This is a genomic window from Vibrio hippocampi (genome assembly GCF_921292975.1).
Lineage (GTDB): Bacteria > Pseudomonadota > Gammaproteobacteria > Enterobacterales > Vibrionaceae > Vibrio > Vibrio hippocampi.
The window spans coordinates 1,490,569-1,513,017 of sequence record NZ_CAKLCM010000002.1 but is presented as its reverse complement, the minus strand read 5'-3'; the positions used below and the strand labels follow the sequence as shown (position 1 = coordinate 1,513,017).

Here is a 22,449-nt window from a genome sequence, read left to right as displayed (position 1 = left end):
GTGAAGAAAGTTTAAATGATAAAAATGGGGCGCTGGATTAGCGCCCCATTTGTTTGTTATCTTTTAAACGTTACCCGAGGATACGCCTTTCCCCAATAATACGTCATTCCTGAGTAGTCAGGAATCTACCCAAAGCGCGCGCCTAAACTAGACAACAGGCGCACCGCTATGAAACTTAAAATCCTTATCCGGCGACGTAATCAGCTCCGCTTCAATTTCTGCGAAATAGCGAACTCTGTCACTGATATCGTGCCCCGCAATCTGCTCGGCTAAAGTTAAGTAATCCTGATAGTGACGCGCCTCTGAGCGCAATAGCGACACATAAAATTTTTCTAATTCAAGATCCATGTGCGGCGCTAATGCAGCAAATCGTTCGCAGGAGCGCGCTTCAATAAAAGCACCAATGATCAGTTTATCAATGAGTGTATTGGGCTCATAAGTCGCCATTTTAGCTAACATCCCTTTGGCATATCGACTTGCCGGAATCGGCTCATAAGGGATACCTCTCGACGCCATGATCTCCAACACTTGATAAAAGTGGTGCAACTCTTCTTTGATCAATAAGACCATCTTATCGATCAATTCTTGGCTATAGGGCGAGTCGGACTTAGCCATAATTGACTTGGAAATTTGTGACTTACCTTTGAGGGTTTCTATTGACCCCACGCGTCGATAAGCAAAATCTTCATAAGGTTTAAACCAACTGAGCAAGGTGTCTGAACTCGTTTGATCAATGGCGTATTTACGAATCAGAAACATAGCGGATTGACCCGCTTTAAGCTCACAAAGCAGGTGATCGATCAGAATTACAGGGAGGTTTTCAGGCTTTTTCGCTTCATCAATCCAAGACTGTGGAGATGGGCAGAGTAAGAACTGGTTTATCGGCTCTAAAAGTGAAGAATACATAGCGAGTTAATGATTATTGGGCTGACTAGCGCACAGTTTAGCTTAGTGGAGCGATGAGAGATAGAGCAAAAGCGTTGGGGTGTAACGGTGGAATATGAGGGAATCAAGCTGTGAAGGGCGCGTATGCGTTGTTGAAAACTGCTGTTGGAAATCGTTGTTAGAAACCGTTGAGGGGATAACACCCCTCAACAGGTAATTATCAACGGGCAATCATCAACAAGCAATTACCATTTTTTCTTTTCACCAAACAGAGCCGCTAAGTCTTCATCGCGTTCCGTCTGTTGAGAGTCTTCAACCTTCACTGGGTTTGCGTCTTGCAGCTTGTTGAGCATCTCGGTCAACTTCTCTTTCGCCTGAATCGAGTAGTTGTCGTTCTTGGTATTTAATGCGTCGATGCCTTTCTTAAGCAACTGAATCGCCGTACCGGGTTGGTTTTTCGACATAGATTCGTGGGCACGTTTGACCAAGTTTTCTATGTTGATGCGGATCTGAATCGTTTCTAAACGACCATTTTCAATCATGTAGGATTGAGTATCCATGCGACCTTTATTGTGCTCACTGCGGATAGTGTCACGTAGGCGCTTAACCAATTTCAGCATGACAATCGCTTGCTTATCATTGCTTGGCACTTTAAAGCTTACTGATTCGTCGACTTCATAGTTTTCGTTGAGTTGAGCAATTTGATTGTTGGCAGACTCTACACGTTGAGATAAGTGTTTATTCTTGGGATCGAGTTCTTTCATGCTGGTCAGGCAATCGAGAATACGGGTATGCAAACAAAGTAACAGTTCTTTACTGTAGGGTAGGTACGTTGCACCACCAATAAGTTCTTCTGTTGCATCAATAATTGCGAGATAGCGGGCCGACTCTTGGCGGCGAGCTGTTTCTGCTTTTAGCTTGTATTGCAGCATGATGTTGTAGCCAAGTACAAGGACAAGCAGCAAGGCCACGAGGACGATGATTAAACCAATATTCATAACTTTTTGTATCTACAATGAGTTTCCCTACAAATCGCACATTAGAATACACCAAACCGCATACCATCTATATAGTAAAATTTCAGATTCTCGCGTAAACCGACAAAAAAGCGTGGTTTTTCGGTGCGAATGGGTTGGTGTGAATGGGTTTATGTACAAATCCCACCTAAAAGACTGTTAATTTTATAGTGAATCCGATATAACTAAACATTATATGCCCATGTGTCTTCGGAATTAGCCCGAGCGCATTTGACTATACCAATGAGCTGCTTTTGGTTAGCGGCGCATTTGCTTATAAGCAAGGACGTAGAGATAAGTATGAAACTACAACAGTTAAAATATATTGTGGAAGTGGTAAACCACAATTTAAATGTTTCAGCCACGGCTGAAAGTCTATACACATCCCAACCAGGAATCAGCAAACAAGTTCGATTGCTTGAGGATGAGTTAGGTATTCAGATCTTTGAACGCAGTGGTAAGCACCTGACCCAAGTTACTCAAGCGGGGGAAGATATTATTCGTATCTCCCAAGAGATCTTGTCACGTGTAGAAAGCATTAAAGCTGTTGCCGGTGAACATACGCATCCAGAAATGGGTACGCTTAATATCTCCACCACGCACACACAAGCCCGATATGCACTTCCTGATGTGATTAAAGGCTTTGCCGCTCGTTACCCAAAGGTTTCGCTCAATATGCACCAAGGTACGCCATCACAAATGTCTGAGGCGATAGCTAAGGGTACGGCGAACTTTGCCATTGCTACAGAAGCCTTGCACCTTTATCAAGACGCCATCATGCTGCCTTGTTATCACTGGAATCGTTCCATTGTCGTACCTAAAGAGCATCCTCTGGCTCAAAAGGCGCGTGTGACGATAGAAGATCTCGCGGCTTATCCATTAGTGACGTATGTGTTTGGCTTTACTGGACGCTCAGAACTCGATACGGCCTTTAATAAGGTCGGCTTAACGCCGAAGGTTGTCTTTACCGCTACCGATGCTGATGTGATAAAAACCTATGTCCGCATGGGAATTGGTGTTGGTGTGATTGCGACGATGGCCATGGACGAGGCGCTAGATACCGATCTTGTTGCGATTGATGCTAGCCACATTTTTGGTGCAAGTACCACCAGCATTGGCTTCAGACGTGGAACATTCCTAAGATCGTATATGTATGATTTTGTCGAGCGCTTTGCCCCGCACCTAACGAGACCCGTGGTAGAGCAAGCGATCTCGCTCAAGTCGAATGCTGAAATCGAAGAAATGTTTAAAGATATCGAATTGCCGGTTCGTTAACTTCGAGAACAATATCTCTTTCGTTCACTAAAGCTTCCCCCTACAATCGCATTTAAGTCAGTAGGGGGACAGACAGTCAATGCAAGCTACATTTCTAAATATCACCAATATATTGAAGTCTTATCAAGTGTATTGGAGGCAAGACCCTTTCTTTCAAGTTGTTAACGGTTGTACTGACTGGCAGAGCACTAATCCCGATTTATATCAGTGGATTCTCGGTTTATCCCCTCAAGAGATTGTTGCGTACAAGCAATACCCTAAAACTTTACTCAACGACGTGGTTAACTATCTGCCGCAAATCAAGCAACTCGAACAACAGAGTCAACTGCCCAGCTTACCTGTAAAATCTCAAACCCTGAGTAATCATATGGCGGCGGGAATACCGGGCAGAAAACGTGAACAGATAGAAGCATTGGGTTCAGCCTGTATTGATCAGCACAAAGGGAATCAGTGGCTAGAGTGGTGTTCTGGTAAGGGCTATTTAGGTCGATTACTGGCTGCCAATTCAGGGCAGAAAGTCACCAGTTTCGAATATCAGCAGCCGTTGTGCGACGCGGGTCAGAGTGAAGCCGATAAGCTGAACTTGCCAATGACGTTTGTTCAAGGCGATGCCTTTGATGTGGATTCTCAACAGCTATTTGATAGCCAACAGCATGCGGTTGCTCTGCATGCTTGTGGCGATCTGCATACCACGTTGCTCAGACATGCGGTAAAGCATAACCTTGCCGCAATCTCGTTTTCTCCTTGCTGTTATCACTTGATTGAAGAGAGTCTCTACCGTCCTTTGTCTACTGTGGCGCAGCAGCATGATCTTGCGTTGAATAAACAGCAGCTAAGAATTCCTTTGCAGGCGACGGTCACCGGTGGTGAAAGAGTAAAGCGCCATAGAGAGCAGGAGATGATTTACCGTTTAGGTTTTGATGCGCTATGTCGAGAACATCGCCTAACGCAATGCTATCTGCCGGTGCCAAGCATTAAAAAATCACAATTGGCTGAGGGTTTTCAAGCGTTTTGTCAGTGGGCAGCGCAAAAAAAGTCACTCACATTACCCTGTTATCAACAGCAGGAGTTTACCTATTTTGAACAGATAGGAGTGCAGCGTTATTGGCAGATGGAAGCGTTAAGCTTGGTGCAAGACCTGTTCCGCCGACCTTTAGAGGTTTGGCTTGCATTGGATAAATGGCTCTATTTAGAACAAAATCGTTATCAGGTGACGATTTCAACTTTCTGTGAACCGAGTTGTACGCCAAGGAATCTTCTGATTCAAGGTAAAAAAATAACGGGCGAGTAGCCCGTTATAACTGGTTTCACTATTGCCGATGATTCAGTGGCAATAACTAAGCACCTAATAACTCAGCACCTAATGCTCGTCTCGCCTCTGTAAAGTCTAAATCAAAGCTTTCTGCGACTTCTTTGCAAGTGACCTTGCCATCAATGACGTTCAGCCCCGCTAGGAAACCGGCATCGTTAAGTAAGGCTTGCTTATATCCGTTATTAGCTAGGCTGATGATATAAGGCAGAGTGGCATTGTTGAGCGCGAAAGTAGACGTTCTGGCAACGGCTCCCGGCATGTTGGCAACGCAGTAGTGGACAACGTCATCAACGATATAGGTTGGCTCAGCGTGTGTCGTGGCATGGGAGGTTTCAAAACAGCCACCTTGGTCGATAGCGACATCCACGATAGCAGCGCCAGGTTTCATCTGACGGATATGTTCCTTGGTCACCAGTTTAGGTGCGGCTGCGCCAGGAATAAGTACCGCACCAATGACCAGATCTGCGTCGAGTACATGCGTGTCGAGCGCTTCTTTGGTCGAGTAGACGACTTTTGCTCTACCTTGGAATTCTTCATCCAGTTTTCTTAAGGTATCGATGCTACGATCAAGAATCACAACGTCAGCACGCATCCCAACGGCCATTCGAGCCGCATTGGAACCAACGACACCGCCACCGATGATAACGACTTTCGCGGGTTCAACACCCGGTACACCACTCAGCAGTAAGCCACGACCGCCGTTCGATTTTTCCAAGGTTTGAGCACCTGCCTGAATCGACATTCGACCGGCAACTTCAGACATTGGCGCTAATAGTGGCAACCGACCCATATTATCTGTTACAGTCTCATAGGCAATGCAGATAGCTTTGCTCTTGATTAGCTCTTCAGTTTGTGGAAAATCTGGTGCTAGGTGAAGATAAGTAAATAATATTTGCCCTTCGCGTAGCATGGCTCTTTCAGTAGCCTGGGGCTCTTTGACCTTAACGATCATCTCTGCTTTCGAGAAAACGTCTGCAGCAGTAGGAAGAATGGATGCACCTACAGCGATGTAATCATCGTCTAAAAAACCGATACCCGCACCGGCGTTTGTTTCTACATAGACTTGGTGTCCGTGAGAGACGAGTTCTCTCACGCTGGCTGGAGTCATGCCTACGCGGTATTCGTGGTTTTTTATCTCTTTAGGTACGCCAATAATCATCCTTGATTCCTCGATATTTGTAGTTGAATTAACTGTAAGTTGATTGTTAATGTCGAATTACGTACTAGTATAGTGCTAAGTATGTAAAATTTAATACTAAATATTACCTAGTTGTAGTATATTTTTTTGCAAGGAAGTAACAAGGTGGAATAAAAAATGGCAGACAACTATAAAAAGCCGTCCAAGGAACTAGACCGTATTGACCGCAACATTCTTAATGAGTTGCAGAAAGACGGTAGGATCTCAAACGTTGAACTCTCAAAGCGCGTTGGTCTCTCTCCAACTCCGTGTTTAGAGCGTGTTCGTCGTCTTGAGCGTCAGGGATATATTACGGGCTATACTGCTCTACTTAACCCTCAATACCTCGATGCTTCGCTGCTTGTATTTGTGGAAATTACACTTAATCGCGGTGCGCCAGATGTATTTGAACAATTTAATACAGCGGTGCAAAAACTGGATGACATTCAAGAGTGTCATTTAGTTTCAGGTGACTTTGACTACCTTCTAAAGACACGCGTGTCGGATATGGGTGCTTATCGTAAATTACTGGGCGATACGTTGTTACGTTTGCCGGGTGTGAATGACACACGCACTTATGTTGTTATGGAAGAAGTCAAACAAACGAACCATTTGGTGATTAAAACCCGATAGTAGTGTTAATAAAGGCTTCTCCGAGGAGCCTCACAAACTTTAATTCACTTGAGATTGGGTTTTTATCTTCAATGTGGTTAAATCAGTGAATATCCCGAGCGGCTTTGGCCGCTCGGGCCGTTTTAAATAACCAGATGTTAATTATGTTCAAGCAGAACAAAAGAAAAGTTGAAGTCATCACCAAAACCAGCGAAGAGCAACCGTCTTCTCGTTTAAACGGTTTTCAACGATTAAGAGAAACCGGTTTTATCTTAGTCGTTTTAACCTCTATTCTTCTCGCTATAGCGCTCTACACTTTTAACCCAGCAGATCCTTCTTGGTCGCAAACGTCATGGGGCAGTGAAATTCATAATGCCGGCGGTTTGCTTGGCGCATGGCTGGCAGATACGCTCCTGTTTACCTTTGGCTCGCTCGCCTATACTTTGCCACTCTTTTTTACTTTTTCTGCTTGGGGCTTATTCCGTCGTCGTGATGAAGATGATGGTATCGATCTTATGATCTGGGGAACCCGTATCTTGGGTTTCACTATTATTACCGTCACCAGTTGCGGTATTGCTGATATCAACTTTGACGATATTTGGTATTTCTCTTCAGGCGGTCTTATCGGCGATGTGATCACCAGCTTGGCGTTACCGACGCTCAATATTCTTGGTACCACTATCGTGCTGCTGTTTTTCTGGGGAGCGGGTGTCACTCTTTTGACTGGGGTTTCATGGCTAAATATTGTGGAGTGGATTGGCTCAAGTGTTCTGTTTTTATTAACCGGACTCGTTAATCAATTAAGAGGCTCGAAAGAGACCACTTATCAACCTGATCTCGAGCACAACCTAGAACCTGTGTTCGCCACGGATACTGCTCAAGCAAGCGCTGCATTGACAGGATCTCAGGAGCTTGAACAGGACATTGGGTTCTCTGCAAATCAAGATGATGTTGATGTCACGGCTAAACCTGTTTCAAGAAAACAGTACAACATCCATATGCCAGAGGCAGCGACAGAGCAGACGGCACCCGTTTCTGTCGACAATGCTGTGCAACAAGACTCGCCAAGTTTTGCACAACCAGAATGGACTGAGGACACGACGCCTTATAAACAGGAACCGAACCTTGGCGATTTAGATGCTTTAGAGCCGGAATCGGCTGAATCCGTTAATATTGGTTCGCACAACCAGCAGGTTTCAGCAAGCGCTCAAGAGGACAGTGCCGGTTCCTATGCACTTGGGGCAACGATAGAACAGCTAGAACAACAAGCGAAGTCGAGTGATGACTTTGCTCAACAAGAACCTGTTGAAGTTTACCAAGAGCCGGAACAGGCTACGACGGTAGAACAGCCTAAGATGGTGGATTCTGTCGAGATGCCGCTCGCCGATGCCGAGTTGCAGCGTCAGGCCATTGATGAAACAGCGTTTGAGCCAGCCAGTCAGCCCGAGGCACAAGCCGTGCCTCAAGCCGCTCAAGTGGAAAATGCAGAACCTGTATTTGAGCCTTATCAAGCGGCAGTGGAGAACGGTACTGTTGTCGATGAGCAAGCACAAGCCGTCGAGCCATCGGTACAAGATCAGCCTGTGACGGCAGAACCCGTAGCCGAAGATCAAGACGTTGAAGCTTTCCAGCAGTTGGTTTCCGATGCACAGAAGAATCAGGCAGGACAACAGAATCCATTCTTGGCTCAGCGAGACGCGGTATTGCCGAAACCTGAAGAGCCGATGCCAACGTTAGAGTTGCTGTACTTCCCTGAAAAGCGCGAAAACTTTATTGATCGAGAAGCGCTTGAGAATATTGCGCGCTTGGTGGAATCCAAGTTGGCTGACTATAAGATTAAGGCTGAGGTTGTTGATATCTTCCCGGGACCAGTCATCACTCGATTTGAATTGGATCTAGCGCCGGGCGTTAAGGTCAGCCGTATTTCCGGACTTTCGATGGACCTTGCGCGTTCACTTTCTGCTATGGCTGTCCGTGTGGTGGAAGTGATTCCGGGTAAACCTTATGTGGGTCTTGAGCTACCTAATATGAGTCGACAAACGGTGTTTTTCTCCGATGTTGTCGGCAGCAGCGTGTTCCAAGAAGCGAAATCGCCGACCACGATTGTACTGGGGCAAGATATTGCGGGTGAAGCCGTGATTGCCGATCTTTCCAAGATGCCACACGTCCTTGTCGCGGGTACGACGGGCTCGGGTAAGTCGGTTGGGGTCAATGTGATGATCCTCAGTATGCTGTATAAAGCGACACCGGAAGAGGTGCGATTTATTATGATCGACCCGAAAATGTTGGAACTTTCTGTCTACGAAGGTATCCCACATTTGTTGTCCGAAGTTGTGACGGATATGAAAGATGCCTCCAATGCGCTGCGTTGGTGTGTGGGTGAGATGGAGCGACGCTACAAACTGATGTCAGCGTTAGGGGTTCGCAACATCAAAGGCTTCAACGATAAGTTGAAAATGGCCGCAGAAGCAGGGCACCCAATCCATGATCCATTGTGGCAAGCAGGAGACAGTATGGATCCTGAACCGCCATTATTAGAAAAACTCCCTTACATTGTCGTGGTTGTGGACGAATTCGCCGACCTTATGATGGTAGTGGGTAAAAAAGTAGAAGAGCTGATTGCTCGATTGGCGCAAAAAGCGCGTGCGGCGGGTGTTCATCTTATTCTTGCCACTCAGCGACCGTCAGTCGATGTGATTACCGGTTTGATCAAAGCCAACATTCCGACTCGCGTTGCCTTTACTGTATCGACGAAAACCGATTCTCGAACCATTCTGGATCAAGGTGGAGCCGAGTCGCTATTAGGCATGGGTGATATGCTTTATCTGCCACCGGGTTCTAGTCATACGGTGCGTGTTCACGGTGCATTTGCTTCCGATGATGATGTACATGCGGTGGTGAATAACTGGAAAGCGCGTGGTAAGCCGAACTATATTGAAGAGATAACCAACGGTGATGCTTCGCCAGAGATGCTTCTACCCGGTGAGAAAATGGAAGGGGATGAGGATGTTGACCCGCTGTTTGATCAAGTCGTAGAACATGTCGTGCAATCGCGTCGTGGTTCGGTGTCTGGCGTTCAGCGTCGCTTTAAGATTGGCTATAACCGAGCGGCGCGAATTGTTGAGCAACTTGAAGCACAAGGCATTGTTAGCCCGCCCGGTCACAATGGAAACCGCGAGGTGCTTGCCCCGCCGCCACACGGCGATTAAGCACTCAAATTTAATCACAGAGGGCGTCTTTCGCCCTCTTGTATTACTGACATAGGAATACTAATGCGTACATTCTTCTCCATTCTAGCATTGAACCTTGCATTGATTTCTCACGCTTTTGCCGCGACAGCGCAGCAAGAGTTGAGTGAACGTTTAGCGATTAACGAAGGTTTTACCGCTCAGTTCACACAGACAGTGATTTCACCGGAAGGCGAAACGATGATGGAAGGTGATGGGCAAGTAGAGATTGCTCGTCCAAGCCTATTTCACTGGACAACGATGACACCGGATGAGAATCAGTTAATCTCCGACGGCAAGACGTTGTGGTATTACAGTCCTTTTATCGAGCAAGTGAGTATTTATTGGCAAGAGCAAGCCACCGCGCAAACACCGTTTGTCTTGTTGACGCGAAATCGCACCAGTGATTGGGACAACTATAACGTCGAACAACAAGGCGATATTTTTACATTGACCCCGACCTCTGTCGAATCGACTCAAGGTCAGTTTAAGATCGATATCGACACAAAAGGCGTGGTGAAAGGCTTTACGGTTATTGAGCAAGATGGTCAAAAAGGGACGTTCTTGTTCTCGGACATTAAACTAGGCAAACCGAGTGCAGACCGCTTCAGCTTTACTGTCCCTGATGGTGTTGAGATAGACGACCAAAGGAACTGATGATAGTGAGTAACTACAGTTTAGATTTTTCAGGGGACGAAGATTTTCGTCCCCTTGCTGCTAAAATGCGCCCAACAACGGTTCAGCAATATATTGGTCAGCAACATATTCTGGGTGAAGGAAAACCACTGCGTAAAGCACTGGAAGCGGGGCAGTTGCACTCAATGATCCTTTGGGGACCACCGGGCACGGGCAAAACGACCCTTGCTGAGGTGGCCGCCAATTATGCCAATGCCGAAGTCGAACGCGTTTCCGCGGTAACATCGGGCGTCAAAGAAATTCGTGCCGCCATCGAGCGCGCAAGAGACAATAAAATGGCGGGCAAGCGCACCATCTTGTTTGTCGATGAGGTGCATCGCTTTAATAAGAGCCAACAAGACGCTTTTCTTCCGCATATTGAAGATGGCACCGTGACCTTTATTGGAGCCACGACGGAAAACCCATCGTTTGAATTAAACAACGCACTGCTGTCTCGTGCTCGGGTGTATAAACTCACCTCTTTGGACAAGGCTGATATTATCCAAGTGATCGAACAAGCGGTTACCGATAAAGAGCGCGGTTTTGGCAACATAGACGCGGTATTTGAAGACCATGTCGTCGAGCGATTAGCTGAGCTTGTTAATGGCGATGCGCGCATGTCGCTTAACTATCTCGAGTTACTGTTCGACATGGCGGACGACAATGACGCTGGCGCTAAGGTTATTACCCTCGTTTTATTGGCAGAGGTAGCCGGGGAAAAAGTGAGCCGCTTCGACAATAAAGGCGATATTTGGTACGACTTAATCTCGGCGGTACACAAGTCGATACGAGGCTCGAACCCTGATGGCGCGCTGTATTGGTCTGCGCGCATGATTGCGGCTGGTTGCGACCCTCTTTACATTGCTCGTCGATTATTGGCTATCGCTTCCGAGGATATCGGCAATGCGGATCCAAGAGCAATGGAAGTGGCGCTCAATGCATGGGACTGTTTTACTCGTATTGGACCGGCTGAAGGTGAACGTGCCATTGCGCAAGCCGTGGTGTATCTTGCCTGTGCTCCCAAGAGCAACGCGGTTTATACCGCATGGAAACAAGCCCTGTCTGACGCAAAAAACTTACCAGAATTTGAAGTACCGCATCACCTGCGAAACGCGCCAACATCACTGATGCGCGATATGGGTTATGGAGCCGAATACCGTTATGCTCATGATGAACCGGGCGCGTACGCGGCGGGTGAGCGATATTTACCGCCAGAGATGGTTGGAACACACTACTACACACCAACAAATCGGGGTTTAGAGACGAAGATTGGTGAAAAGTTGGATTACCTGGCGGATTTAGATGCAAAAAGCCCACAAAAGCGCTATGAAAATTAATAGCTTTTCGTTATCTTTATCCGATTAACACGCATAGCGATGAGTTTGCTGAATTATTGTGCAAATTGATCGAGATTTACAACTTATAAAGCATAGGATTGGCAATGCTGGATTCTAAATTACTTCGTACAGAGCTGGATGAAACAGCTGAAAAATTAGCACGCCGAGGCTTTGACCTTGACGTAGATACTATCCGTCAACTTGAAGAACAACGTAAGTCCATTCAAGTAGAAGTAGAGAATTTACAATCCACGCGTAATTCCATCTCCAAGCAGATTGGCCAGAAAATGTCGGCAGGCGATAAAGCCGGCGCTGAAGAGATCAAAAAGCAGATCGGTAGCCTAGGCAGCGATCTTGAAGCGAAAAAGGTCGAATTAGCGGGTGTGATGGAGCAACTGGAAGTGATCACCATGTCAGTGCCTAACGTGCCATCCGATGATGTGCCAGTAGGTAAAGACGAAAATGACAACGTTGAGATTTCTCGTTGGGGTGAACCAAAATCTTATGATTTTGAAGTGAAAGATCACGTTGACCTTGGTGAGATGGCTGATGGTTTAGACTTTGCAAGCGCAACTAAGATCACAGGCGCTCGTTTTATCGTGATGAAAGGTCAGTTTGCTCGCCTTCACCGCGCACTTGCACAGTTTATGCTGGATCTGCATACCGAGCAGCACGGCTATACAGAGATGTATGTGCCTTATCTAGTGAACTCTGACAGCTTATTTGGTACAGGTCAGCTACCTAAGTTTGGTAAAGATCTGTTCCACACCGAACCGCTAACAGAAAAAGCGAGCGACGAAGAGCCGCGTAAACTGTCGCTGATTCCAACGGCAGAAGTTCCGGTGACTAACCTTGTTCGTGACACCATCACGGATGAAGCGGATCTGCCATTGAAAATGACGGCGCATACACCCTGTTTCCGTTCAGAGGCTGGCTCTTATGGTCGCGATACCCGCGGTCTGATTCGTATGCACCAATTTGACAAAGTTGAACTGGTACAAATCACTAAGCCAGAAGATTCAATGCAAGCGTTGGAAGAGCTAACGGCTCATGCAGAAAAAGTGCTGCAACTTCTTGAACTGCCATACCGTAAGGTTGTGCTTTGTACTGGCGATATGGGCTTTGGCGCTCGTAAGACCTATGACTTAGAAGTCTGGGTTCCTGCGCAAGAGACATACCGTGAGATCTCTTCTTGCTCAAATATGTGGGACTTCCAAGCTCGCCGTATGCAAGCTCGTTTCCGCCGTAAAGGTGAGAAGAAGCCTGAGTTAGTTCATACACTGAACGGTTCGGGTCTAGCGGTTGGTCGTACTATGGTTGCTATTCTTGAGAACAACCAGCAAGCCGATGGTCGCATCGCAATTCCATTCGCGCTACAGAAGTATATGAATGGTCTTACTCATATCGGTTGATTTTTGACTGACATCGGTTGATGTAAACTGATAAGAAAAGAGAACCCAGCTAATTTAGGCTGGGTTTTTTTATGTTTAAAACTCGCGGTGAGCGAGGGGACATTTAACGAATAAAACAATCAGGGGTATCTAAGGCTTTGCTGATGGCAGCGATTAGAGCGGAGATATGCTCGGGTTCACTGATAAAGGGCGGCATTAAGTAGATTAATTTTCCGAATGGACGTATCCAGACACCGTGATCAACAAAGTGCTGCTGTATGACCGCCATATTGACGTTACATTCTGCTTCCACCACACCGATAGCACCCAACCAACGAACACCTTGCACCAAAGGATGATGGCCAAGCGGTGCTAATTCTTGGGCAAACTGCTGTTCGATAGCGACAACCTTTTGTTGCCAGTAACCTGATTCGATCAATTCAAGGCTTGCGTTAGCGACGGCACAGGCGAGTGGATTGCCCATAAATGTTGGACCATGCATAAAGCAACCTGCTTCACCGCCACAAACCGTATTGGCAACTTTTGAGGTCGTGAGGGTGGCGGATAGCGTCATATAGCCGCCCGTCAGCGCTTTGCCGACACACATGATATCAGGTTGAATATCGGCGTGTTCACAGGCAAAGAGCTTGCCCGTTCGTCCAAAGCCCGTGGCGATTTCATCTAAAATCAGCAGCACGCCATATTGATCGCAGAGAGTGCGAACTTGTTTTAGAAACTCAGAGTGATAGATGCGCATACCGCCCGCACCTTGCACGATAGGCTCTAGGATAACCGCGGCAATCTGCTGGTGATGTTGGCTAAGTTGCTGCTTAAAGCTATCAATCGCACTGGGATCCCATTCATCATGGAAGCCGACATTTGGTGAGTCAGCGAAGATATGTTCCGGCAGAAACCCTTTGTATAACGAATGCATGGAGTTATTGGGGTCGGTGACAGACATGGCGGCGAAGGTATCACCGTGATAGCCGTGGCGAAGGGTCAAGAACTTGGGTCGAGCTTCGCCTTTTGCATGCCAATACTGCAACGCCATTTTTAAACTCACTTCCACCGCGACAGAACCTGAATCGGCAAGAAAGATATGCGCCATATTTGAAGGCGCAAGGTTGAGTAATCGCTTGCAAACCGAGATCGCTGGATCGTGGGTCAAACCGCCAAACATAATATGAGAGACTTTGTTGGTTTGTTCAACCACAGCGCGATTCAAAGCAGGGTGGTTGTAACCATGAATCGTCGACCACCAGGACGACATACCATCGACTAAACATTCTCCACTCTCTAGCTGAATATGAACACCGTGAGCGGACTCTACCGGATAACAAGGCAGTGGGTTGATGGTGGAGGTGTAGGGGTGCCAGATGTGCTGGCGATCAAATTCTAAATCCATGAATAGTACGGTCTGTATAAAAATTAAACAAAGGTAAACTTTGCTGATGTGGTCGGTGTTGACAGTGTATCCTTGGTCTGTAGACTAGCCAAGAATAATTATTAACAAATAAAGGAAGCGTTTGTGGAGATCCGTCATAACTGGACCTTGGAGCAAGTCCAAGCTCTTTTGGATAAACCTTTTATGGACTTAGTGTTTTTAGCTCAGCAAGTCCATAGACAGCACCATCAACCGAATCAAGTTCAAGTCAGCACGTTATTGTCGATCAAAACCGGTGCTTGCCCGGAAGACTGTAAATACTGCCCACAGAGTGCCCGATATAAAACCGATGTTGAGGCAGAGCGCCTAATGGAAGTTGAGCGCGTTCTTGATGCGGCGCAGAAAGCAAAAGATGCAGGTTCTACTCGCTTTTGTATGGGGGCGGCATGGAAAAACCCTAAACAGCGCGATATGCCTCTGTTGACCGATATGATCCAAGGGGTCAAGGAAATGGGGTTAGAAACCTGCATGACTTTGGGGATGCTGACCCCAGATCAAGCCAATAGCTTAGCGGACGCCGGGTTGGACTACTACAACCATAATTTGGATACCTCACCTGAGTTTTACGGCAACATTATTACCACCCGCACCTACCAAGACCGATTAGATACCTTAAGCCATGTGCGTGACGCCGGAATGAAGATCTGCTCCGGTGGCATTATTGGGTTGGGTGAGAGCAGTAATGACCGAGCGGGCTTGTTAATGGAACTAGCGAATCTACCCGTTCATCCGGAAAGTGTTCCTATCAATATGCTGGTCAAAGTGAAGGGAACGCCGCTTGAAGAAGTGGAGGATGTGGATCCTTTCGACTTTATCCGTTTAATCGCTATTGCCCGTATCATGATGCCGGAGTCAGCGGTACGTCTTTCTGCGGGACGCGAGAATATGAATCAGCAGATGCAAACGCTTTGCTTTATGGCGGGGGCTAACTCGGTATTCTACGGTTGTAAACTGTTGACCACGCCAAATCCAGATGAAGACAAAGACTTACAGCTATTCAATAAGCTTGGCATCAACCGCCAGCAAACGTCCCAGAAACCCGATGAAATCACAGAGAATGAGCTACTCGATAAAGTCGTAGAGCGTGTTGCGGCGCGTCCTTCTGAGGGTGATCTGTTTTATGACGCCACAGTTTAATACCCGTATTGAGCAGCAGTTAGCCGAGAGAAAACAGGCTGGACTACTGCGTCAGACACAAGCAATAGAGCAGGGGCATCAGCCGGCGATGCTTGTTGGTGGGCAAGTGTTCACTAACTTTTCCTCTAACGACTACCTTGGATTAGCGAGCAGTGACGAGTTAAAACTCACTTATCAGCAAGCGATCAGTCAGTTTGGCGTCGGCAGTGGCGCTTCCCCTTTGGTGACGGGTTATTCAGCACAGCACCAAAGTTTGTCGGACGCGCTATGTGAATGGTTGGGCTATGAACGAGCGCTATTTTTCTCTTCAGGTTTTGCAGCGAATCAAGCGGCGCTGTTGGCCTTGCTGCAATCCGATGACTTGCTGATTCAAGATAAGTTAAATCACGCCTCTTTGATGGAGGCGGGGCTTCTCTCTCCGGCGCAAATGAAGCGTTATCGTCATAATGATATGCAACATTTTCAGCGCCAAATAGATGCAGAGAAAGCCACCTTAGCGGTGTCTGAAAGTGTATTTAGTATGGATGGCGATATCGCGCCAATCGACCAGTTCCTCGCGATTTGTAAGCAGAATCAGTGGTGTTCCATGGTGGATGATGCTCATGGTATCGGTGTGTTAGGAAAAGATGGATCAGGCTGCAAAAGTTTGAGCCCAGAGACACCGGATCTGTTAGTCGTTACCTTTGGTAAGGCGTTTGGGTTAAATGGCGCGGCAATCTTGTGTCGTCAATCTATGGCCGAGTATTTAACCCAGTTTGCTCGACATTATGTCTATTCCACGGCGTTTTCAGCTTCTCATGCGGTCGCTTTATTGAAAGCGGTGGAGATGATCCAGACGCAAGGTTGGCGCAGAGAAAAACTGTCCGAGCTTGGCGACGGTTTTGCTCACTACTTATCCGGCTTTGATGAGTTTGTGCAAACCAGTACGCCGATTAAACCTTGGATAGTGGGCAGTAGCCAGCAAACATTAAATGTATGCCAGCAACTTAAACAGCAGCAAATTTGGACGACCGCGATAAGAACGCCGACGGTTCCCAAAAATAGCGCTCGTTTAAGAATCACGCTGTCAGCCTCTCATTCGTTAGAGCAGGTTCGCCATTTATGTCGCGCGCTCACCCATGCGATGGAGGTGTGTTGATGTCTGAATTATGGGTACTCGATCAACATCAAGTGGACAAACAAGCGATCGCTCAGGCGTTTGGCCAGGCGGCGCGTGGCTATGATCAGCATGCGGAATTTCAGCGTCAGGTGGCGGATCGCTTATTGGCAAAACTTCCAAGCCAACTCAATGGCTTGAGGGTATTGGATCTTGGTTGTGGCACAGGTTATTGCAGCGACGTGCTTAAACAGCGTGGAGCGAGCGTCGTGTGTGCAGATATCTCGGTTGATATGTTATGTGCGGCAAGAGAGCGCTGTGGTGATGAGGGCATGAGCTATTTTGTCGCGGATGCAGAGCGCTTGCCCTTTTCGAATGATGAGTTTGATCTGGTGGTATCGAGCTTGGCATTGCAGTGGTGTCGGGATCTTTCTCTGGCTCTAAGTGAGATAAAACGCACCACCAAACCCGGTGGCAAGGTGATGTTTTCGACTCTACTTGACGGCTCATTACACGAGTTAAAAGCCTCTTGGAGCAAAATTGACGCATATCAACATGTGAATGACTTTATCTCGCTAAATCAGGTAAACATTGCGTTAGCGCAATCTGGCTGCATAAACCATCAACTAGACTTGCCGACAATGATTATGTGGTACCGAAGGGCGCTCGACCTGATGCGAGATCTAAAAGGTATAGGTGCAAACCATGTGGAAGGGCGTTCCCGTGGATTTACCAGCCGCGATAAATTTAAGCAGTTGGAACACCATTACCGAGAGTTCGCCAATCAAACAGAGCAACTTCCAGCGAGTTACCGTGTGTGTATAGGAACGATTTTACTATGATAAAAACACTATTTATTGCCGGTACGGATACTGAAGTAGGAAAGACGGTTGTTTCAAAAGCGATGCTAAGCGCCGTTGGAGCAAATGGCTATTCCACCATCGGCTATAAACCTGTCGCGGCAGGTTGTGAAAAAACAGACCAAGGCTGGCGCAACTCAGACGCGTTGCATTTGCAGCAAGCGGCTAACGTGGAGTCGGATTACGATCATGTTAATCCTTATGCGCTTTCGTTACCGGCTTCGCCGCATATTGCCGCGCAAGCGGATGGGGTGGACATTGACTTTGATACCCTATCGTCAGTGCTAGAGCAGCACAAGCAGAACGCCGATTTTGTTTTGGTGGAAGGCGCAGGCGGTTGGCATGTTCCGGTATCGAAGCAGGCATCGTTATCTACTTGGGTTAAGAAAGAGCGTCTACCCGTGGTTCTGGTGGTGGGGATTAAGCTTGGTTGTTTAAATCATGCCATTTTAACCGCTGAAGCGATTAAAGCGGACGGCTTGGAGTTAGTCGGTTGGGTCGCAAACCGAATTAACCCCGGTGTAGAACACTATGCCGAGATCATTGCCATGCTAGAGGATAAAATGGGCGCGCCGAAACTAGGGGAAATTCCTTATGTTCCGCATTGCAAGAAGCGAGACAACGGCAAGTTCATTAACGTTGAAGCGCTGTTTTAGCGCCTCAACGCCAAAATTTATTAGGTGCATAGATAATATGAAGTTGCATAGATAATATTAAATTGCCCAGATAAACACCGAGCTTCACACATAACAAAGCCCGCCAATCTTAACAGCAAGATTGGCGGGCTTTTTGTTCCGACCCTAATTTATTTCGAGCCTATTTTGTTCCGAAGCCAGTTTGTTCCGAAGCTAGTTTGTTTCGAAGTCAAACAGAAGCAAGTTCAAAAGAAGCAGGGTCAAAAATTCGGTCTATTTTTCTTCAGACATGCCTAGCATGGCAGCCTGCGTTTCCATTAGGTGTTTATCAATCTCGCTAGTCATTTGAATACCGAGTTGTTGCTTTGCTTCGTCCTCGCTAATGCCTAGGTGACAGCAAAGTAAGTCGATTGCCATTTGGAAATCCTTATTTTCTACCATGATACATCCCTCTCCCCAATGTAGTTTGCAGTAGGAAATGTAGCGTGTGGTGAGCCTTGCCACAATACGACCAAAGTCTAACAAGGCAAAAAAAGTGACTCGTGAATGAAATATTAATGGTTTGTTTCAATTTGCCCCAAGACCTTGTTTTTTTAATCTAAGACTCTATGTATAGTGAGTCATCCTGTTATAAATAGGCAAAAGTCAATTTAACGGGTAAGATATTGAGAAAGTTGGCGTCAGAATATAATGATGACAGCGATCTGTCTGACACACTAGTTTTGGTTGATATCGCTTTGATTAATATAGCGTTGATTAATATCGCTTTAATCGATGTCGCTTGATCAGAACAGCTTGGGTCGACGGGAAAAATTTTTGCTTCCTACTTCGGAGATACACAAATGAAGCGAGTTTTACTCTTTTTAGCCACTAACCTTGCGGTTGTTTTAGTACTGAGCGTGGTACTAAACATCGTTTATGCCGTCACAGGAATGCAACCGGGTAGTCTATCGGGTTTGTTGTTGATGGCCGCTATTTTTGGTTTTGGTGGCTCAATCATCTCTTTGATGATGTCAAAGAGTATGGCGTTACGTTCTGTTGGCGGTATGGTGATTGAAAGCCCTCGCAACGAAACGGAACATTGGCTACTAGAAACCGTGAGTCGCCAAGCTCAACAAGCGGGCATTGGTATGCCTACCGTGGCGATTTATGATTCTCCAGACATCAATGCATTCGCAACGGGTGCCAAACGAAATGATTCTTTAGTTGCCGTTTCAACAGGGTTATTGCACAACATGACGCGCGATGAAGCTGAAGCGGTGCTGGCGCATGAAGTTAGTCATATCTCTAACGGCGATATGGTGACCATGACGTTAATGCAAGGGGTGGTGAACACCTTTGTTATCTTCTTATCTCGTTTTATTGCCAATATCATTGCGTCAAATAGCAATAACAATGAAGAGGGCGGCGGTACGAACATGATGGTCTACTTTGGTGTGTCCATGGTGCTTGAATTAGTCCTCGGTTTCCTAGCGAGCTTTATTACTATGTGGTATAGCCGTCACCGTGAATTCCACGCTGATTCAGGTGCAGCCCAACTGGTTGGCAAGCAGAAAATGATTGCGGCTTTAGAGCGCTTAAAAATGGGTCAAGAGTCTCAGCTTGAAGGTTCTATGATGGCATTTGGTATTACGGGTAAGCGCTCACTCACTGAATTGTTAATGACACACCCTCCTCTAGATAAACGTATTCAAGCGCTGCGCAATAGCCAGTACTAATCGCTATCTCTCTAAAAAGCTTGGCCAATTTGCCAAGCTTTTTTTGATCCTTTCATTTATCGCTGCCGTAACACCTTAACAAAAAGTTATACAAACCAGAATTTGTATAACTCTCACGGTGTACTAAATTGTACATAATATAATCTTGTATAACTTTACCAAGGTTGAACATGGACATAGAAGCAGTAAGTGAAGTTTATCAAAAGCTCAACAAAGACAATTTGCACCTTTTAGAGCAGATTTACCATCAGGATGTGGTGTTTGAGGACTCTGCTCACCGCCTTGAAGGTTGGCAGGCGCTATCCGCCTATTTTGAATCGCTGTATAGCAATGTTATTCAATGTGATTTTGACATCACACACAGTCAACAAAATGGTGATTCAGGCTTTTTAACTTGGAATATGCGGTTGCAGCATCCTAAGTTAAATAGTGGCAAGCAGGTTCTCGTTAATGGTGTGAGTCACATACGTTTTAGTGAACATCGCGTGATTTACCATCGTGACTATTTTGATCTAGGTGAGATGCTCTACGAGAACATCCCGCTGCTTGGCTTTGTCATTAAGAACATTAAGCTGAGGCTAGGGCGATGATCTCTCACTCTACCGTTTTTATCACCGGAGCCACCTCTGGCATAGGCAAACAACTTGCACAAGACTATGCCGCGCAGGGCATAACCGTGTACGCATGTGGTCGTTGTCTACAGCGACTTGCCGAACTTGAAGCAACGTATCCCAGTATCATTCCTCTGAGCTTTGACGTCACCGATATTGAACAGGTGAAACATGCGGTGGCGTCGATGGATAACGTCCCAACATTGTGGGTCATCAATGCTGGCGATTGTGAGTATATCGACGATGGACTTATCGACGCGCAGTTGATACGCCGTGTTATTGAGGTCAACTTTGTCGGTGCCGTTAACGTCACCGAAGCCATTCAGCCGCATCTCAATCAAGATCATCAAGTGGTATTTGTGAGCTCAATCGCGGGTGAACTCGCACTGCCGAGATCCGAGGCTTACGGCGCATCAAAAGCGGCGCTCTCATACTTTGCCCGCACCCTGCAATTGGACTGGCAAAAGCGCGGTATCTCAGTGTCATGTGTCTATCCCGGTTTTGTTAGCACGCCCCTGACAGACAAAAATGATTTTGACATGCCGATGATTGTCTCATCTAACCAAGCGTCGGATGCCATTCGTCAAGGCATTGAGCAGGGGAAAGCGCATATCTATTTTCCCAAGCGCTTCACCGGATTTCTGAGGGTAATGGCTTTACTGCCGTATCGCTGGCAAACCGCCTTGGTCAGCAAGCTTCTAAATAAGGATAACTAACCATGAAAATAGCAATTATAGGGACCGGTATTTCTGGATTAACCTGTGGCCATTATTTGCATAAGCAACACGATGTCACCTTGTATGAAGCGAATGGCTATATTGGGGGTCACACGGCAACGGTGGACGTTGAGTTTCAAGGGCAACAATACGCGGTTGATACCGGTTTTATTGTCTACAACGATAGAACCTATCCCAATTTTATCGCGATGATGAATGAAATTGGGGTGAAAGGCATTGCCACTCAAATGAGCTTCAGCGTAAAAAATAGCGCCAGCAAGCTAGAGTATAACGGCCACACGGTATCGACACTGTTTGCTCAAAAACGCAATTGGTTAAATCCTAAATTTTATCGTTTTATTTTTGAAATTATCCGCTTTAACCGTTTGGCCAAGCAATATGTTCAGCAAGAGGGCATGGATGGCGAGCAGAGCCTAGGCGATTTTTTACAGCAACATCGATTCAATCAGTTCTTTTGTGACAACTATATCCTGCCGATGGGCGCGGCGATTTGGTCATCGACCTTAGCGGATATGCGTGCTTTTCCTATTGGTTTTTTCCTGAGGTTCTTTCTTAACCATGGCTTGCTAGATATTGTCAATCGACCGCAATGGCATGTGATTGAAGGTGGTTCGCGTAGTTATATAGAGCCATTAACTCAAGGCTTTGCTGACCAGATCCGCTTAAATAGCCCGGTGTCAAAAGTCGTCAGGCAAGGAGGCAAGGTGACGATTGAGTCAAATGGGCAAGCCGAAGTCTATGACCAAGTGATTTTTGCCTGTCACAGCGATCAAGCGTTAGCACTTATTGGAGACGTCTCAGAGCAAGAACAAGATATCTTGGGCAAGATGCAATACCAAAATAACCACGTAGTTTTGCACCATGACACACAATTGTTGCCACAGAGAAAGCAAGCTTGGGCGGCATGGAACTACGCCTTGGATGGTAGTGAAGAGGAGCAACGACGTCTGCCGACCCTAACCTACAACATGAATATACTGCAACACATACAAGCGCCTTGTACGTTCTGTGTCTCTCTTAATTCATCCGATACCATTCAAGCGGATAAGATTCTACGTGAATTTAATTACAGCCACCCGGTATTTACCACCGAAAGTATTCATGCTCAATCTCGCCGAGAAGAGTTGTGGGGGCGCAATAACACATGGTTCTGTGGAGCGTATTGGTATAACGGCTTCCACGAGGATGGGGTGAAAAGCGCGTTAGATGTGGTTCGAGGGATAGAGGCAAACGTTAGCGGCAACATGATTGATGTTCAGGGAGCAGCGTAGCGATGTATAGTCAACGAACGCATAGTCAACAGA

Annotated in this window: 20 protein-coding genes; 15 read left to right on the top strand and 5 right to left on the bottom strand. The window is 46.6% G+C overall.

All coding sequences use genetic code 11. From position 1 onward, the window contains the following. Nucleotides 1-147: 147 nt before the first annotated feature. On the bottom strand, nt 148-906 hold the full coding sequence (gene miaE / locus L9Q39_RS09125; RefSeq protein WP_237484775.1) for a tRNA isopentenyl-2-thiomethyl-A-37 hydroxylase MiaE: 759 nt from the start codon (nt 904-906) through the stop codon (nt 148-150). Between the two features lie 224 nt (nt 907-1,130). Next, nucleotides 1,131-1,883 carry a DNA repair protein gene (locus tag L9Q39_RS09120; protein ID WP_237484774.1) on the bottom strand — a complete coding sequence of 251 codons (753 nt, stop codon included), beginning with the start codon at nt 1,881-1,883 and terminating at the stop codon, nt 1,131-1,133. Between the two features lie 318 nt (nt 1,884-2,201). Between L9Q39_RS09120 and cysB the strand changes: the two genes are divergently transcribed. Together cysB and L9Q39_RS09110 are read left to right on the top strand one after the other, a co-directional pair. Continuing rightward, nucleotides 2,202-3,176, top strand: coding sequence for an HTH-type transcriptional regulator CysB (gene cysB / locus L9Q39_RS09115; RefSeq protein WP_237484773.1), 975 nt, complete (start codon nt 2,202-2,204; stop codon nt 3,174-3,176). Between the two features lie 79 nt (nt 3,177-3,255). Next, complete coding sequence (locus L9Q39_RS09110) at nt 3,256-4,467, top strand: methyltransferase (protein WP_237484772.1); 1,212 nt, start codon at nt 3,256-3,258, stop codon at nt 4,465-4,467. 46 nt (nt 4,468-4,513) lie between these two features. Here the strand turns inward: L9Q39_RS09110 and ald are convergent, their stop codons facing one another. Beyond that, the gene (ald, locus tag L9Q39_RS09105) at nt 4,514-5,647 is read right to left on the bottom strand and encodes an alanine dehydrogenase (RefSeq protein ID WP_237484771.1); all 1,134 of its coding nucleotides are present in this window, start codon (nt 5,645-5,647) and stop codon (nt 4,514-4,516) included. A gap of 156 nt (nt 5,648-5,803) precedes the next feature. On the opposite strand from ald, the gene lrp reads away from it, so the two are divergent. From lrp to serS, 5 genes are all read left to right on the top strand, one after another. Further along, nucleotides 5,804-6,298, top strand: coding sequence for a leucine-responsive transcriptional regulator Lrp (lrp, locus tag L9Q39_RS09100; protein ID WP_237484770.1), 495 nt, complete (start codon nt 5,804-5,806; stop codon nt 6,296-6,298). A gap of 143 nt (nt 6,299-6,441) precedes the next feature. Beyond that, on the top strand, nt 6,442-9,486 hold the full coding sequence (locus L9Q39_RS09095; protein ID WP_237484769.1) for a DNA translocase FtsK: 3,045 nt from the start codon (nt 6,442-6,444) through the stop codon (nt 9,484-9,486). A 63-nt stretch (nt 9,487-9,549) separates the two neighbouring features. Continuing rightward, entirely contained in the window at nt 9,550-10,161 is a 612-nt protein-coding gene (lolA, locus tag L9Q39_RS09090; RefSeq protein ID WP_237484768.1) for an outer membrane lipoprotein periplasmic chaperone LolA, read from the top strand. 5 nt (nt 10,162-10,166) lie between these two features. Continuing rightward, entirely contained in the window at nt 10,167-11,516 is a 1,350-nt protein-coding gene (locus L9Q39_RS09085) for a replication-associated recombination protein A (protein ID WP_237484767.1), read from the top strand. 104 nt (nt 11,517-11,620) lie between these two features. Continuing rightward, nucleotides 11,621-12,928 carry a serine--tRNA ligase gene (gene serS / locus L9Q39_RS09080; RefSeq protein WP_237484766.1) on the top strand — a complete coding sequence of 436 codons (1,308 nt, stop codon included), beginning with the start codon at nt 11,621-11,623 and terminating at the stop codon, nt 12,926-12,928. A gap of 103 nt (nt 12,929-13,031) precedes the next feature. On the opposite strand, the gene bioA is transcribed toward serS, so the two are convergent. Beyond that, complete coding sequence (bioA, locus tag L9Q39_RS09075; RefSeq protein ID WP_237484765.1) at nt 13,032-14,312, bottom strand: adenosylmethionine--8-amino-7-oxononanoate transaminase; 1,281 nt, start codon at nt 14,310-14,312, stop codon at nt 13,032-13,034. Between the two features lie 123 nt (nt 14,313-14,435). On the opposite strand from bioA, the gene bioB reads away from it, so the two are divergent. Genes bioB through bioD form a run of 4 tightly spaced genes read left to right on the top strand, consistent with a single transcriptional unit; the run spans nt 14,436 to nt 18,100 of the window. Further along, on the top strand, nt 14,436-15,488 hold the full coding sequence (gene bioB / locus L9Q39_RS09070; RefSeq protein WP_237484764.1) for a biotin synthase BioB: 1,053 nt from the start codon (nt 14,436-14,438) through the stop codon (nt 15,486-15,488). Then, the gene (locus L9Q39_RS09065; RefSeq protein WP_237484763.1) at nt 15,472-16,626 is read left to right on the top strand and encodes an 8-amino-7-oxononanoate synthase; all 1,155 of its coding nucleotides are present in this window, start codon (nt 15,472-15,474) and stop codon (nt 16,624-16,626) included. Before bioB ends, L9Q39_RS09065 begins: the two co-directional genes overlap by 17 nt. Continuing rightward, on the top strand, nt 16,626-17,426 hold the full coding sequence (gene bioC / locus L9Q39_RS09060; protein ID WP_237484762.1) for a malonyl-ACP O-methyltransferase BioC: 801 nt from the start codon (nt 16,626-16,628) through the stop codon (nt 17,424-17,426). The genes L9Q39_RS09065 and bioC overlap by 1 nt, the downstream gene beginning before the upstream one ends. Further along, complete coding sequence (bioD, locus tag L9Q39_RS09055) at nt 17,423-18,100, top strand: dethiobiotin synthase (protein WP_237484761.1); 678 nt, start codon at nt 17,423-17,425, stop codon at nt 18,098-18,100. The genes bioC and bioD overlap by 4 nt, the downstream gene beginning before the upstream one ends. 252 nt (nt 18,101-18,352) lie before the next feature. Here the strand turns inward: bioD and L9Q39_RS09050 are convergent, their stop codons facing one another. Continuing rightward, nucleotides 18,353-18,520, bottom strand: coding sequence for a hypothetical protein (locus L9Q39_RS09050; protein WP_237484760.1), 168 nt, complete (start codon nt 18,518-18,520; stop codon nt 18,353-18,355). A gap of 401 nt (nt 18,521-18,921) precedes the next feature. Here L9Q39_RS09050 and htpX point away from each other — a divergent pair, with 401 nt between their 5' ends. The 4 genes from htpX (at nt 18,922) to L9Q39_RS09030 (ending at nt 22,416) form a co-directional block, all read left to right on the top strand. Continuing rightward, nucleotides 18,922-19,797 (top strand): protease HtpX, encoded by an 876-nt coding sequence (gene htpX, locus L9Q39_RS09045; protein ID WP_237484759.1) that lies wholly within the window; start codon nt 18,922-18,924, stop codon nt 19,795-19,797. A 170-nt stretch (nt 19,798-19,967) separates the two neighbouring features. Then, nucleotides 19,968-20,387, top strand: coding sequence for a nuclear transport factor 2 family protein (locus tag L9Q39_RS09040; RefSeq protein ID WP_237484758.1), 420 nt, complete (start codon nt 19,968-19,970; stop codon nt 20,385-20,387). Next, nucleotides 20,384-21,124 (top strand): SDR family NAD(P)-dependent oxidoreductase, encoded by a 741-nt coding sequence (locus tag L9Q39_RS09035; RefSeq protein WP_237484757.1) that lies wholly within the window; start codon nt 20,384-20,386, stop codon nt 21,122-21,124. The genes L9Q39_RS09040 and L9Q39_RS09035 overlap by 4 nt, the downstream gene beginning before the upstream one ends. A gap of 2 nt (nt 21,125-21,126) precedes the next feature. After that, nucleotides 21,127-22,416, top strand: a complete 1,290-nt coding sequence (locus L9Q39_RS09030; RefSeq protein ID WP_237484756.1) for an NAD(P)/FAD-dependent oxidoreductase — start codon at nt 21,127-21,129, stop codon at nt 22,414-22,416. Nucleotides 22,417-22,449: the final 33 nt, after the last annotated feature.

What these genes read in the sequence shown, in the direction of transcription:
- miaE (WP_237484775.1), bottom strand. Translation starts at nt 906, where the DNA reads ATGTATTCTTCACTTTTAGAGCCGATAAACCAGTTCTTACTCTGCCCA.
- L9Q39_RS09120 (WP_237484774.1), bottom strand. Translation starts at nt 1,883, where the DNA reads ATGAATATTGGTTTAATCATCGTCCTCGTGGCCTTGCTGCTTGTCCTT.
- cysB (WP_237484773.1), top strand. Translation starts at nt 2,202, where the DNA reads ATGAAACTACAACAGTTAAAATATATTGTGGAAGTGGTAAACCACAAT.
- L9Q39_RS09110 (WP_237484772.1), top strand. Translation starts at nt 3,256, where the DNA reads ATGCAAGCTACATTTCTAAATATCACCAATATATTGAAGTCTTATCAA.
- ald (WP_237484771.1), bottom strand. Translation starts at nt 5,647, where the DNA reads ATGATTATTGGCGTACCTAAAGAGATAAAAAACCACGAATACCGCGTA.
- lrp (WP_237484770.1), top strand. Translation starts at nt 5,804, where the DNA reads ATGGCAGACAACTATAAAAAGCCGTCCAAGGAACTAGACCGTATTGAC.
- L9Q39_RS09095 (WP_237484769.1), top strand. Translation starts at nt 6,442, where the DNA reads ATGTTCAAGCAGAACAAAAGAAAAGTTGAAGTCATCACCAAAACCAGC.
- lolA (WP_237484768.1), top strand. Translation starts at nt 9,550, where the DNA reads ATGCGTACATTCTTCTCCATTCTAGCATTGAACCTTGCATTGATTTCT.
- serS (WP_237484766.1), top strand. Translation starts at nt 11,621, where the DNA reads ATGCTGGATTCTAAATTACTTCGTACAGAGCTGGATGAAACAGCTGAA.
- bioA (WP_237484765.1), bottom strand. Translation starts at nt 14,312, where the DNA reads ATGGATTTAGAATTTGATCGCCAGCACATCTGGCACCCCTACACCTCC.
- L9Q39_RS09065 (WP_237484763.1), top strand. Translation starts at nt 15,472, where the DNA reads ATGACGCCACAGTTTAATACCCGTATTGAGCAGCAGTTAGCCGAGAGA.
- bioC (WP_237484762.1), top strand. Translation starts at nt 16,626, where the DNA reads ATGTCTGAATTATGGGTACTCGATCAACATCAAGTGGACAAACAAGCG.
- bioD (WP_237484761.1), top strand. Translation starts at nt 17,423, where the DNA reads ATGATAAAAACACTATTTATTGCCGGTACGGATACTGAAGTAGGAAAG.
- L9Q39_RS09050 (WP_237484760.1), bottom strand. Translation starts at nt 18,520, where the DNA reads ATGGTAGAAAATAAGGATTTCCAAATGGCAATCGACTTACTTTGCTGT.
- htpX (WP_237484759.1), top strand. Translation starts at nt 18,922, where the DNA reads ATGAAGCGAGTTTTACTCTTTTTAGCCACTAACCTTGCGGTTGTTTTA.
- L9Q39_RS09040 (WP_237484758.1), top strand. Translation starts at nt 19,968, where the DNA reads ATGGACATAGAAGCAGTAAGTGAAGTTTATCAAAAGCTCAACAAAGAC.
- L9Q39_RS09035 (WP_237484757.1), top strand. Translation starts at nt 20,384, where the DNA reads ATGATCTCTCACTCTACCGTTTTTATCACCGGAGCCACCTCTGGCATA.
- L9Q39_RS09030 (WP_237484756.1), top strand. Translation starts at nt 21,127, where the DNA reads ATGAAAATAGCAATTATAGGGACCGGTATTTCTGGATTAACCTGTGGC.